Source organism: Microcoleus sp. AT3-A2 (assembly GCF_036705685.1).
In the GTDB taxonomy this organism is placed as follows: domain Bacteria; phylum Cyanobacteriota; class Cyanobacteriia; order Cyanobacteriales; family Microcoleaceae; genus Microcoleus.
This window is the reverse complement of the sequence record NZ_JAUBVF010000067.1, coordinates 1-12,214: the sequence shown is the minus strand read 5'-3', so window position 1 is coordinate 12,214 and position 12,214 is coordinate 1. Positions and strand designations below refer to the sequence as shown.

15 protein-coding genes are annotated in these 12,214 nt (G+C 47.0%); 11 read left to right on the top strand and 4 right to left on the bottom strand.

The window, feature by feature from the left end:
- Positions 1-16 precede the first annotated feature (16 nt).
- The 3 genes from QUB37_RS25090 to QUB37_RS25080 form a co-directional block, all read right to left on the bottom strand.
- Positions 17-373, bottom strand: coding sequence for a transporter suffix domain-containing protein (locus QUB37_RS25090; RefSeq protein WP_333167321.1), 357 nt, complete (start codon positions 371-373; stop codon positions 17-19).
- A 135-nt stretch (positions 374-508) separates the two neighbouring features.
- Complete coding sequence (locus QUB37_RS25085) at positions 509-1,327, bottom strand: carbohydrate ABC transporter permease (RefSeq protein ID WP_333167347.1); 819 nt, start codon at positions 1,325-1,327, stop codon at positions 509-511.
- 244 nt (positions 1,328-1,571) lie between these two features.
- Entirely contained in the window at positions 1,572-1,757 is a 186-nt protein-coding gene (locus tag QUB37_RS25080; RefSeq protein ID WP_333167319.1) for a hypothetical protein, read from the bottom strand.
- 64 nt (positions 1,758-1,821) lie between these two features.
- On the opposite strand from QUB37_RS25080, the gene QUB37_RS25075 reads away from it, so the two are divergent.
- The 9 genes from QUB37_RS25075 (at position 1,822) to rdgB (ending at position 9,954) form a co-directional block, all read left to right on the top strand.
- Complete coding sequence (locus QUB37_RS25075) at positions 1,822-2,514, top strand: aldehyde oxygenase (deformylating) (protein ID WP_333167317.1); 693 nt, start codon at positions 1,822-1,824, stop codon at positions 2,512-2,514.
- 149 nt (positions 2,515-2,663) lie between these two features.
- Complete coding sequence (locus QUB37_RS25070) at positions 2,664-3,689, top strand: long-chain acyl-[acyl-carrier-protein] reductase (protein ID WP_333051513.1); 1,026 nt, start codon at positions 2,664-2,666, stop codon at positions 3,687-3,689.
- A gap of 254 nt (positions 3,690-3,943) precedes the next feature.
- Positions 3,944-4,924, top strand: coding sequence for an acetyl-CoA carboxylase carboxyl transferase subunit alpha (gene accA / locus QUB37_RS25065; RefSeq protein ID WP_333167315.1), 981 nt, complete (start codon positions 3,944-3,946; stop codon positions 4,922-4,924).
- A 241-nt stretch (positions 4,925-5,165) separates the two neighbouring features.
- Positions 5,166-5,891 carry an SDR family oxidoreductase gene (locus QUB37_RS25060; protein ID WP_333167313.1) on the top strand — a complete coding sequence of 242 codons (726 nt, stop codon included), beginning with the start codon at positions 5,166-5,168 and terminating at the stop codon, positions 5,889-5,891.
- Between the two features lie 103 nt (positions 5,892-5,994).
- A complete protein-coding gene (gene folE / locus QUB37_RS25055; RefSeq protein ID WP_333164827.1) occupies positions 5,995-6,729 on the top strand; it encodes a GTP cyclohydrolase I FolE in 735 nt (244 codons plus the stop codon).
- A gap of 184 nt (positions 6,730-6,913) precedes the next feature.
- Complete coding sequence (locus QUB37_RS25050) at positions 6,914-8,338, top strand: phosphoglucomutase/phosphomannomutase family protein (protein ID WP_333167311.1); 1,425 nt, start codon at positions 6,914-6,916, stop codon at positions 8,336-8,338.
- 299 nt (positions 8,339-8,637) lie between these two features.
- The gene (locus tag QUB37_RS25045; RefSeq protein ID WP_333167309.1) at positions 8,638-8,865 is read left to right on the top strand and encodes a hypothetical protein; all 228 of its coding nucleotides are present in this window, start codon (positions 8,638-8,640) and stop codon (positions 8,863-8,865) included.
- A 47-nt stretch (positions 8,866-8,912) separates the two neighbouring features.
- Complete coding sequence (locus QUB37_RS25040; RefSeq protein WP_333167307.1) at positions 8,913-9,338, top strand: hypothetical protein; 426 nt, start codon at positions 8,913-8,915, stop codon at positions 9,336-9,338.
- Positions 9,339-9,366: 28 nt separating this feature from the next.
- Positions 9,367-9,954 carry an RdgB/HAM1 family non-canonical purine NTP pyrophosphatase gene (rdgB, locus tag QUB37_RS25035; protein ID WP_333167305.1) on the top strand — a complete coding sequence of 196 codons (588 nt, stop codon included), beginning with the start codon at positions 9,367-9,369 and terminating at the stop codon, positions 9,952-9,954.
- A 147-nt stretch (positions 9,955-10,101) separates the two neighbouring features.
- Here the strand turns inward: rdgB and QUB37_RS25030 are convergent, their stop codons facing one another.
- A complete protein-coding gene (locus QUB37_RS25030) occupies positions 10,102-10,440 on the bottom strand; it encodes a P-II family nitrogen regulator (RefSeq protein ID WP_006633346.1) in 339 nt (112 codons plus the stop codon).
- Positions 10,441-10,525: 85 nt separating this feature from the next.
- Here QUB37_RS25030 and QUB37_RS25025 point away from each other — a divergent pair, with 85 nt between their 5' ends.
- On the top strand, positions 10,526-10,819 hold the full coding sequence (locus QUB37_RS25025; RefSeq protein ID WP_333167303.1) for a hypothetical protein: 294 nt from the start codon (positions 10,526-10,528) through the stop codon (positions 10,817-10,819).
- Positions 10,794-12,104 (top strand): MFS transporter, encoded by a 1,311-nt coding sequence (locus QUB37_RS25020; protein WP_333167301.1) that lies wholly within the window; start codon positions 10,794-10,796, stop codon positions 12,102-12,104. Before QUB37_RS25025 ends, QUB37_RS25020 begins: the two co-directional genes overlap by 26 nt.
- Positions 12,105-12,214: the final 110 nt, after the last annotated feature.

Sequence of the window (12,214 nt, the reverse complement as noted above, 5' to 3'; positions counted from 1 at the left end):
CTGCGTCGAACCCTATTCATCTGCGGTTAAATTTTCTGATTTTTTTCCAAAGATATCGGGGATGCAAATAACGCCGATATTTGGTAACTACTTCTTTCCCCAACAGCACTACGCTAATCCAAAAACAAACTTCTGCCCCAACAGCCAGAACGACAGATAAAGTAGTTTTTTGGGTAATGTCCAGCGGCAGGAATGGCACAACAAAAAAGACTGCCAACCACGGTAGAAAAGATACGATAAATAAAAATAAACCGAGTTTTTGCATAGATTCACATAATACAGCTTTGATATCCCCTTTATCTCTTAGTCCGCTTAGAGTGAACTTCGTTTGTATAGTAGCGATTTCAATCGCCGAGTGACTACAAACTCGCATCTTGCACCAATGTCAGCAACAGGCTTTCCGGCCTGTTCCAGAAGAACATTTAGTATTTGTGCAACAGGCCGGAAAGCCTGTTCTTGAGAATGGTTCAACAAATGACTACAAACTTAATTGCCAAGCATCTCCAACTCAATTCTTAATCCCCGTCGCCGCAATCCCGCGTATAAACTGCCGCTGACCGGCCAAAAACAGCAACACCACCGGTACAGTTCCAATTACCACCGCCGCCATCAACAACTGCCAACTGCTGGTAAACTGTTCCTGAAACTCAGCCAGAACCAACTGTACAGTCCGTAACTCCGGCCGCGTCGTAAACACCAGTGGCTTAAACAAATCGTTCCACTCCCCGATAAACGTAAACAAAAACAGCGTCACCAAAGCAGGGCGGGCCAAGGGTAACATCACCTGCCACAAAACCTGCCAGCGGTTAGCCCCATCCAGCATTGCCGCCTCCTCCAACTCCACCGGAACAGTCATAAAATACTGGCGCAGCAGAAAAATCCCAAAACCGTTAGCCGCCGTAGGCAAAATCAGCGCCCCGTAAGTATTCAGCAGATGACCCCACTTCAAAACCAAGAAAATGGGAATTACCAAAAGCTGAAACGGAATTACCAGCGTCGCCAAAACCCCCAAAACTAGGGCCTGTCGCCCGCGAAACTTCAGCCTGGCCAAAGCATAACCGGCCAAAGCAGAAGTCACAATCTGAAAACCCGTCACTGCGATCGCCACTAGAGTAGAATTAAGGAATGCCAACAAAAAATTGCCCCGTCGCCAAGCCTCCTGATAGTTCGCAAAAGTCAGGCCTGTGGCCTTGACACCGACACCAGATGGTGATAAGGAAACCCAAAATACAGCAGCCAGTGGCAGCAGCACCAGCGCAGCACCCGCCAGCAACAAAATAAAACTCAGCAGTTCCAGCGCTTGAGACCTGTCAAAGGATTTACCCATAAATTTGTGAATTAACCTAAAATAATAAGCCTGTGAGGTTCTCCAACCCGATCGCATCCCAGATTCCCATACAACAACATAATAGTCGTAGAGGGAAAGAAGGAGTACCTAGGGAGGAAGTTGTGATTAGGATATAATGTTATAGATAGAGTTGGTACTGTAAAACCCTGAAAGGTGGAGACATAGACCGTATTTCTATCATCTATTTCCGGGCAAAAGATCGACTAACGACTAATTCAAGTAATTAGTAAATAGATAGCATTCTAGCGATAGTCTTTCTGGAGTGTTCGACGGCAAAAGTCCGGCAAACACGCGCTCGGACGCCAGTTTTTCCCGGAACGTCAAAGAAAAGTTCTTTGGCGAAAGCATCCTCAGCTATAATCTGTGATTTAGATGGGGTGCGTTCAAAATAAGTAAAGTGTACTGTCACTGACCCCCCATTTTAAAGGGGTTTCCAAACATCCCGCAAGCTTATATAAGGAGACTACATATCTATGCCCCAGCTTGAGGCCAGCCCAACAATTGACTTTCAAACCGAAACTTACAAAGATGCTTACAGCCGCATCAACGCCATTGTGATTGAAGGCGAACAAGAAGCTCACGATAATTACCTGACACTGGCCGAACTGTTGGCGGACAAAAAAGCAGAGTTAGTTGGCTTGTCCAAGATGGAGAACCGCCACATGAAGGGCTTCCAAGCTTGTGGTCGGAATCTTAAAGTCACGCCGGACATGGCATTTGCCAAAGAGTTCTTTTCGGAATTGCACAGAAACTTCCAGACGGCCGCGGCCCAAGGTCAGATTGTAACTTGCTTGTTGATTCAATCGCTAATTATCGAGTGTTTTGCGATCGCAGCTTACAACATCTACATCCCCGTCGCCGATGACTTTGCTCGCAAAATCACCGAAGGCGTCGTCAAAGAAGAATACAGCCACCTCAACTTTGGGGAAGTCTGGCTGCAAGCTCACTTTGAGGAATCCAAAGCCGAACTCGAAGCCGCCAACCGCCAAAACCTGCCCATCATCTGGAGACTGCTAAACTCTGTCGCCGACGATGCCCGCGTCTTGGGAATGGAAAAAGACGCTTTAATCGAAGACTTTATGATTGCCTACGGCGAAGCCCTAGGTAACATTGGCTTTAACAACCGCGATATCATGCGGATGTCAGCACAAGGCCTCGCAGCCTAGTTAATTCGGAAATAAGGAATGGGAAAAAAATTAAAAATTAAAAATTAAAAATGGGATAACTCATTTTAAAATATAAATTTTTAATCTTCCCATCTTCCATTTTTCATCTTTCATCTTCCACCTTCCATCTTCCTTCATTTGACAACTTAATGTTTGGTCTAATCGGTCACTTAACCAGCTTAGAACACGCCCAATCAGTAGCTAACGAGCTGGGCTATCCAGAATATGCCGATCAAGGTCTCGATTTTTGGTGCAGCGCACCGCCCCAAATAGTTGATCAGATCACGGTAACAAGCATCACTGGACAAAAAATAGAAGGGCGCTATGTGGAGTCCTGTTTTCTGCCAGAAATGCTAGCCACTCGCCGGATTAAAGCAGCCACTCGCAAAATCCTTAATGCGATGGCACACGCTCAAAAAAACGGGATTAACATCACTGCTTTAGGCGGCTTTTCTTCGATCATTTTTGAGACTTTCAACTTGCAGCAAATTAAGCAAATTCGCAATCTCAAGTTGGAGTTCGAGCGCTTCACCACTGGTAACACTCACACGGCTTACATCCTCTGCCGCCAAGTAGAAGAAGCAGCCCCTAAATTGGGGATTGAACTTTCAAAAGCCACTGTAGCCGTTTGCGGTGCTACTGGCGATATTGGCAGTGCGGTGTGTCGCTGGCTCAATGTTAAAACAAATGTAGCAGAATTGTTGCTGATTGCCCGCGACAAAGAACGATTGCAAGATTTGCAATCGGAATTGGGGCGAGGCAAAATCATGGATTTGGAAGAAGCCCTGCCCCAAGCGGATATTGTAGTCTGGGTAGCCAGTATGCCCAAGGGAGTAGAAATTGACCCTAAAACATTGAAGCAACCATGTTTATTGATTGACGGTGGCTATCCGAAAAATTTGGCAACTCAGGTTCAGCATCCCGGAATTTACGTGCTCAATGGCGGCATTGTGGAGCATTCCCTCGATATTGAGTGGAAAATCATGAAGATTGTCAATATGGATGTGCCGGGCCGACAGTTGTTTGCCTGTTTTGCTGAATCAATGCTGCTGGAATTTGAAAAAATGTATACCAATTTTTCTTGGGGACGGAATCAAATTACTGTGGAAAAGATGGAGCAAATCGGTCATATTTCTGTCAAGCACGGTTTCAGACCTTTATTAATGTCAGTTTGATGTTAAAAGTCAACTGTTAAATTTTCAAATTTAATAGTTGACTTTTCCTTTGGCATCGGAATAATATTTGGAGGAGTGCAGCGCGAGCGGGAAGCTCGCGCTATATGATAATGATAATGTGACCAAATTTGATATCATACAAAATTTAAAACTCAAAATTTCCAATTTGGCCGTCTTTTTTACCATCCCCTGACAGGGTAGGATCGGAAAATAGTCGATCGACAAAACCTTAAAACCTTATAGAAATTATCAGCGTGCCAAACCCCGACCGCAAACCACTACTCCTAGATTTTGAAAAGCCGCTGGCGGAACTAGAAACCCGAATTCACCAGATCCGCGAACTCGCCGAAGAAAACAGCGTCGATGTTACCGACGAAATTCGCAAACTAGAATCTCGCTCAGCCCAACTGCGACAAGAAATTTTCAGCAGCTTGTCCCCCATGCAGCGGCTGCAACTCGCCCGTCACCCGCGTCGCCCCAGCACCCTCGATTACATTCAGGCAATTAGCGACGAGTGGATCGAGCTTCACGGCGATCGGCGCGGCGGAGACGATCCGGCCCTCGTCGGTGGAATTGCTAGGATAGACGGGCGTCCCACAGTCATCATCGGCCATCAAAAAGGACGCGACACAAAAGACAATATCGCCCGCAACTTCGGCATGGCGGCTCCCGGTGGCTATCGCAAAGCCCTGCGGTTGATGGAACACGCCGATCGCTTCGGAATGCCAATTTTCACCTTTATCGACACTCCGGGGGCTTGGGCGGGCTTAGAAGCAGAACAGCTCGGACAGGGAGAGGCGATCGCCTGTAACCTCCGAGAAATGTTTCGCCTCGACGTTCCCATTATTTGCACCGTCATCGGCGAAGGCGGTTCCGGCGGCGCATTGGGTATCGGTGTCGGCGAGCGGCTGTTGATGCTGGAACATTCCGTCTACACCGTCGCCACCCCGGAAGCTTGCGCGGCCATTCTATGGAAAGACTCTGGCAAAGCTAACTTGGCTGCAGAAGCCCTGAAAATCACTTCCTGGGATTTGAAAAACCTCGGCGTTCTCGATCAAATAGTACCAGAGCCGATAGGCGGCGCTCACTCGAATCCCCTCAAAGCTGCGTCCATACTCAAACAAGCTTTGTTAGAAAACTTAGCAGAACTAACCCAGCTTACGGGTCAGCAGCGACGCGATCTCCGGTATCAAAAGTTTCGCCACATCGGTGTATTCACTGAAATTTCTGCTTGAGCCGATCGATTCAGAGTTATCAGTTATGAGTTAAAAATTCTTAACTTTAAACTCATAACTCACAGCTCATTATTCTGCGGCTCTGTCAGCAGTGTTATAATTTCTCAGGTGACACGGCTTAACAGTTCTTAATGTTGATCTCATAATTAACTGTTATCACCCGCAGCAGACAGTTGTCTAATTTGCCGAAGAAGGCTGCAACGCTGTAGGGAGTTGCCGAGCGAAAGTATTAGGACACTGAATGAACCATCCAACAACAAAGCAGGCTCTAATTACCGGAGCCAGCAGCGGTATTGGCAAAGCGACGGCTCTAGCGTTCGCCGCCGAGGGCATAAATCTGGCCTTAGTTAGCCGAGAGTCGGAAAACTTAGAAGCCGTTGCCGCAGCAGCCAGAGAAGTCGGAGTGAAAGCAGAAGCTTATCCCTTAGACTTGGCAAAAATTGAGCAAGTGCAAAGCAGCATCAGCGCGATCGCATCTCAATTCGGTGCCGTAGATATCCTGGTCAACAGCGCGGGTATGGGCTACACGGGCTCCTTAACGGAAACGCCGCTAGCCGAGTGGCAGAGCGTTCTAGACCTCAATCTAACTAGCGTTTGGCAGTGCATTTTAGGAGTTTTGCCCTCGATGCGCGATCGCCGATCGGGAATCATCATCAACGTTTCCTCGATCGCCGGCACCCAAGCCTTCCCCAACTGGGGAGCCTACTGCGTTAGCAAATTCGGTCTCATGGCTTTGTCTAAAACCTTAGCCGCCGAAGAACGGGTTCACGGAATTCGCGTAACAGCAATCTGTCCGGGTTCTGTCAACACTCCCCTGTGGGACACAAACACCGTGGACGCCGACTTTGATCGCACCGCCATGTTAACCCCAGAAATCGTCGCCCAATCAATTCTGCACGCAGTTCAGTTGCCAGCAAGTGCAGTAATTGAAGAAATCACACTCATGTCCAACGCAGGAGTTTTGTGAACTTGAGATTTTAGACTGCTGGATTTTTCTCGAATTCAACAATCTTTGAATCTCTAGCTATATCCCCCAATCCAAAATCGATTCACCCTCACACCAACTTGTTATGACAATTGCATCTTCCACCGATTCCAATGGCTCGAACTCTCTCTCGACTGACAGCATGAAACTGTTACAAACCGCAGATAATAACTCCCCGCGCATCCCAACTCGACCCGATCGCAATTCCTCCCACGGTCAAGAATCCAGCGTGCCCAAACCCTCAGAAGTAGGCCAAGAAGAAATGATGGAGGCCGTTCGGACAATGCTGCTGGGAGTAGGAGAAGACCCCGAACGCGAAGGGTTGCTCAAAACCCCGAAGCGGGTAGCAGAAGCAATGCGGTTTCTCACCAGTGGTTACAGTCAATCCCTAGAAGAACTCCTCAACGGCGCTATCTTTGACGAAGGTCACAACGAAATGGTTCTGGTGCGAGACATCAGCGTATTCAGTATGTGCGAACACCATATGCTGCCGTTTATGGGTAGAGTTCATGTCGCTTACATTCCCAACCAAAAAGTAGTGGGATTGAGCAAATTAGCCCGAATTGCTGAGATGTACAGCCGCCGATTGCAGGTGCAAGAACGTTTGACGCGCCAAATTGCTGAAGCAGTTCAGACAATATTGGAACCGCAGGGAGTAGCTGTAGTAATGGAAGCCAGCCATATGTGCATGACGATGCGGGGTGTGCAAAAACCCGGTGCTTGGACGGTTACGAGTGCCATGTTGGGCGTGTTTCAAGAAGAACAGAAAACTCGCGAAGAATTCCTGAATTTGATCCGCCACCAACCGGCATTCTTTTAGTCATTAGTCATTAGTCATTAGTCATTAGTCAATCACTTTTTGGGTGGAGGCTAGCAATCAAGTAATTTGGTCACTAGCCCCCAGATTCATCGGCAGTCGCAATCTAAAATTTAAAATCTAAAATCAGATGACGATCGACTGATAAACCCATAAAATAGACGGGTGACTCATGACTTGTGACTAAATGAATCCTATTAAATTCGGTACAGATGGCTGGCGCGGTATCATTGCTGACGATTTTACATTCGATCGCGTGGCGTTAGTAGCTCCCCTAGCTGCACAAGTTCTCGCACAAACCGGCGGCAGCGATGGCAGCAGCGGTACCGTAATTGTCGGTTACGACCGCCGATTTCTGGCTGAAGAATTTGCCAAAACAGCGGCTGTTGCCGTCCAAAACGCAGGATTTGACGTGCTGCTGAGCGAATCCTACGCCCCTACTCCAGCTTTCAGTTTAGCTGCCAAACAATTAAATGCTTTGGGTGCGATCGTCCTGACAGCCAGCCACAATCCCGGTGCATATTTAGGGTTAAAAGTCAAGGGCGGATTTGGCGGTTCAGTTTCGCCCGAAGTTACTCAACAGATAGAAGCAAAACTCGAAAATCCGGCGGCACTTTCAGCAACTCCGGGCAAATTGGAGAATTTCAATCCTTGGCCGGCTTACTGCAAAACCTTGCGGGAAATGGTAGATATTGAGGCGATTAAAGAAGCGATCGCCAGCGGCAAAATTACAGTATTTGTAGATGTAATGCACGGTGCCGCCGCCGGAGGATTAGCTCAAATTTTAGAAGAAACAGTGCACGAAGTCAACAGTGATCGAGATCCGCTGTTCGGCGGCGGTGCACCGGAACCTTTACCACGCTACCTGTCGCAGTTATTTCGGGTGATGCGTACTCACCAGCGAAAAAGCTCTGGTTTGTCGATCGGATTTGTATTTGACGGAGATAGCGATCGAATTGCAGCCGTTGACTCTAGCGGCAACTTTCTCAGTTCACAAATCCTAGTTCCCATATTAATCGAACATTTAGCAAAACGGCGCGGCTTGACCGGGGAAGTCATCAAAACAGTCAGCGGTTCCGACATAATTCCCAAAATTGCCAAGCTGTACGACTTGCCATTATTTGAAACGCCGATCGGTTACAAGTATATAGCCGATCGAATGTTAACCACCCAAGTCTTAGTCGGCGGGGAAGAATCGGGAGGAATTGGCTACGGTACACACATCCCCGAACGAGATGCTTTACTGTCAGCGCTGTATTTGTTAGAAGCAGTTGTCAAATCCGGGGAAGACTTAAGCGAAATTTACAGCCGACTGCAACAAGAAACAAGCTTTACTTCAGCTTATGACAGAATCGACTTGCACTTAGCAAACATGGAAGAAAGGTCGCGTTTGCTGTCCCTGCTGCAAAACCGACCTTTAACAGAAATCGCCGGCAAAGCAGTTATAGATTGCAACAAAGTTGACGGATATAAATTCCGTTTATCCGACGGAAGTTGGCTGTTAATTCGCTTTAGCGGAACCGAACCGGTGTTGCGGCTGTATTCAGAAGCCGCGACATTGAAAGAAGTTATGCAAAACTTAAACTGGGCGAAAGCTTGGGCGCATAATTAATCGAAGTTTTCAGCCGCAGATAAACGCAGACAAACGCGGATAAATTGATATCAAATCTCTATTTCTCTGTGTCCTCTGCGCCCTCTGCGGTTAAAATAATCTTCTTCATAAATAAAATCGTATTGCCGTAGCAATCCTCCCATCAATTGTGAACTCTTTCTCTTCTCTTATCTTCTCTTACTTGGCGTCCTAGCGCTTACGCGCGGCTTCGCCTAACGCGCCTTCGCGGTTCGTAAAAAAAGTCTTACTCCCCAATGAAACACTGTTGCTATATCAGATAAATTTTAGGATAAAAGCAAATGGAATACAGCGATTTCAGCCTTGCGAGAGTCAAAAAAGATTTTGGATTAACTTTAGATGAAAGTCGCAATTTATTTGCCGAGACAAAACCAGTTTCACCCTCAGAAATTTTAACCACAATCCTGATTGATTATGTACCGCTAGCCACTTTTATTTCCACAGAAAAAGCTCGCTCAGAATTTTTAATTGCCCCGATAAGTAAATGGACAGAATTAATTACACACTGATTCTTTGCTAGACAAGGCTTGTAGCCCAGAGTTTTGTGTAATTAATTGTGTCTTACTACTTATTAGCAGAAGTTCGGCGATTGTTAAATAAACGAGTTTCTCTTTTTTCCGGTAAGGATTTTACTGTCGATCCAGAAAGAGGTTTGCAAGGATTTTGCGATTATATTATTAGCGGTTCTTCAGAACAATTGTTTATCAGTGCTCCGGTTATAACAATTTTTGAGGCAAAAAAGGAAGATATCATTGGCGGTTTGGGTCAATGCGTGGCCGCAATGGTAGCGGCTCAATGTTTCAATCAAAACCAAGACACTGAGGTCGATCGCATTTACGGTTCAGTGACGACTGGCACTAACTGGAAGTTCTTGATTTTACAGGAAACTACTCTCTATATCGATCCGATTGAATACTATATTAAAGAGGTTGATAAGATTTTGGGAATTTTGTTACAACCATTTTCCCAATATGTTTGTTAATATGAAGCCGTAAGTTTTAAGAGAAATAATGACTGATCGCAAATTGCTAGTTGTAGCTACGGGAAATCCGGGTAAACTCAAGGAAATGCAAGTTTATCTTCAGGATTTGGGATGGGAATTGGAACTCAAACCGGAAGAGTTGGAAATTGAGGAAACAGGCGAAACTTTTATTGCTAATGCTTGCTTGAAGGCATCTGAAGTGGCAAAAGCAACGGGCAAATGGTCGATCGCCGATGATTCTGGTTTAATGGTAGATGCACTCGACGGCCAACCGGGCATTTACTCCGCGCGCTACGGGAAAACCGATGCTGACAGGATCGATCGACTTCTCAAAGAATTGGGAAACGAACAAAACCGGGAAGCACAATTTGTTTGCGCGATCGCGATCGCGCGTCCCGACGGTACAATTGCCTTACAAGTAGAAGGAATTTGCCGCGGCGAAATCCTCCACACTCCTCGCGGTACGGGAGGTTTCGGATATGACCCCATTTTCTACGTACCCGCACAGCAACAGACTTTTGCCGAAATGACACCGGATATCAAGCGATCGCACTCTCACCGCGGCCGAGCCTTCCAGGCTCTCACACCACAAATGGCGAACCTTGTCAACCCATAATGAAGAAAAAAGCCAAAACAGAGGGTAACTGTGGCATTGGATATTGACACTTAGGTATGAAAACTAAACAGGAAAGAGGTTTTTCGTTGGCAATGATTAGTTACCAATGCCCAATGCCCAATGCCCAATGCCCAATGCCCCAGTATATTAGATTGCCTCCAAGTTCTTTTCTCCAGTCCGAATCCGAATAATTTGTTCTACAGGAGAGATGAAAATCTTGCCGTCGCCAATCTCGCCCGTGCGGGAAGCCGCGATAATTTTATCAACCACCATGTCAACCTGATCGTTTTCCACAACAATCTCGACCTTGAGCTTTTGCAAGAACTCAACGGTATACTCAGAACCGCGATAGCGTTCTGTCATGCCCTTTTGACGGCCAAAACCTCTAACTTCAGAAACAGTCATCCCCACAATACCAGCATTGACGAGTGCGATTTTCACTTCGTCTAGTTTAAAGGGGCGAATAATAGCTTCAACCTTTTTCAAGTTTTTCACTCCTAACAGTTAGTACCTTCGTTATATTACTTAATCGGCGTGACATCTTTTAATATCACTGCCAACAGCAAGTATTTTGTCAAGTATATTACCCTATCTTGTACTCGCGATGAAATGCACGCCAACCTTTAACAATCTTCTCGGATTTTCCGGGCGCGCGGGTTCTCGGTTCCGGCCGATCGCGGTAGAGTTAAGAAGACTGCAGCAGCCGTCCCCCGCCGATCTGCTAAAACAGAAAAAGAATGCAGGAGACAGGAGTTTTCCGAGTTTCCGTTTTGCTATGTCAGATTTGCACGTATTGCTGAAAACTATAATTGCCAGAGGCGGTCAGTTAAACTATTCCTATGCACCCAGCCAGCCCTCCCCCTGACCGCAGCGGGCTTGATGCCCTACTGAGAAATCGCCCCTTCCTCGCCTTGTGGACGGGCCAGTTATTGGCCCAAGTGGCGGATAAAATCTTTTACGTATTGCTGATTATTCTGCTGAAAACCGGCGACTACCGACCCTGGCCGGTTTCTTGGCAGCATTCGGAAAATTCTATGGAAAATTCTATGCTGTCAGCGGTGATGATTGCCTACACCGTGCCGGCGATCGTCTTTGGTTCCGCAGCCGGTATCGTGGTAGACCGCTTTTCCAAAAAGCAAATGCTCATCGCCTGCAACGTGATTCGAGCCGGGTTGATTGTAGCTTTGCCGTTTTTGCCCAAAGCTTTTGTGGTTTTGTTGACGATGACGTTTTTGATCTCTACCGTAACGCAATTTTTTGCTCCTGCAGAAGCGGCAGCCGTCCCCCTGGTCGTGGGGCGAGAAGGACTGATGTCAGCAAATGCTCTGTTCGCCTCATCCACAATGGGCGGGATTATTATCGGGATGACGATCGGCGAACCGCTGTTTAGTTGGGTTAAACACAGCTTCGGATCAGCTTCTCAAGAGTTTTTGCTGGGCGGGTTGTACCTGATCTCAGCAGGTTTGATCTATGCCATGCGGATCAAAGAAGGTCATCCCGGCAGCAGTGGCAAAAACGTCCATCCTTGGCAAGATCTCAAGGAAGGTTTGCGCTATTTGAAACACAATCACCTTGTCAGCAACGCGATGGTGCAGTTGACAATTTTGTATTCCGTGTTTGCGGCGCTTCAGGTGCTGGCGATCGCGCTTTCAGGCAAAATAGGTCTCAAAGAAACTCAATTTGGCTTTTTGCTAGCTGCTGCAGGAATTGGAATGGTCTTCGGCGCAGCCTTTTTGGGACACTGGGGTCATCGAATGCACCACAAACCTCTGCCTTTAATCGGTTTCTTGATGATGGGTTTTGTATTAGCAATGTTTGCCTTTACTCGACTGTTGTGGGTGGGATTCGGATTGAGTGCTCTGTTCGGTTTTGGTGCTTCTTTAATTAACGGCCCGATGCAAGCTCTGATTCAAGAAAAAACTCCCGAATCTATGCGGGGCAAAGTCTTTGGCTTGGAGAACAATGCGATTAATATTGCTCTGAGCTTGCCTTTAGCGATTACTGGCCCGCTGACTGATGCTGTCAGCCAAGCCGTCGGCTCGAATGACAAGGGCTTGCGGATCGTGTTGCTGAGTTTGGGATTTTTGGTGTCGGTGATGGGGATGGCAGCTTGGAAACATACTCGCAAAGTCTTGCAGGATGTTCTGTAAACTTTGCAAAGAAGGAAGTTCGGCAACGGATTGTGTAACGGATGTAACGGATGTCAGGAAGAAGGAAGAAGGAAGAAGGAAGAAGGAAGAAGGAAGAAGGAAGAAGGAAG

Excerpts from the sequence above, each read along its gene's own strand:
- QUB37_RS25090 (WP_333167321.1), bottom strand. The coding sequence starts at position 373 with ATGCGAGTTTGTAGTCACTCGGCGATTGAAATCGCTACTATACAAACG.
- QUB37_RS25085 (WP_333167347.1), bottom strand. The coding sequence starts at position 1,327 with ATGGGTAAATCCTTTGACAGGTCTCAAGCGCTGGAACTGCTGAGTTTT.
- QUB37_RS25075 (WP_333167317.1), top strand. The coding sequence starts at position 1,822 with ATGCCCCAGCTTGAGGCCAGCCCAACAATTGACTTTCAAACCGAAACT.
- QUB37_RS25070 (WP_333051513.1), top strand. The coding sequence starts at position 2,664 with ATGTTTGGTCTAATCGGTCACTTAACCAGCTTAGAACACGCCCAATCA.
- QUB37_RS25060 (WP_333167313.1), top strand. The coding sequence starts at position 5,166 with ATGAACCATCCAACAACAAAGCAGGCTCTAATTACCGGAGCCAGCAGC.
- folE (WP_333164827.1), top strand. The coding sequence starts at position 5,995 with ATGACAATTGCATCTTCCACCGATTCCAATGGCTCGAACTCTCTCTCG.
- QUB37_RS25050 (WP_333167311.1), top strand. The coding sequence starts at position 6,914 with ATGAATCCTATTAAATTCGGTACAGATGGCTGGCGCGGTATCATTGCT.
- QUB37_RS25045 (WP_333167309.1), top strand. The coding sequence starts at position 8,638 with ATGGAATACAGCGATTTCAGCCTTGCGAGAGTCAAAAAAGATTTTGGA.
- rdgB (WP_333167305.1), top strand. The coding sequence starts at position 9,367 with ATGACTGATCGCAAATTGCTAGTTGTAGCTACGGGAAATCCGGGTAAA.
- QUB37_RS25020 (WP_333167301.1), top strand. The coding sequence starts at position 10,794 with ATGCACCCAGCCAGCCCTCCCCCTGACCGCAGCGGGCTTGATGCCCTA.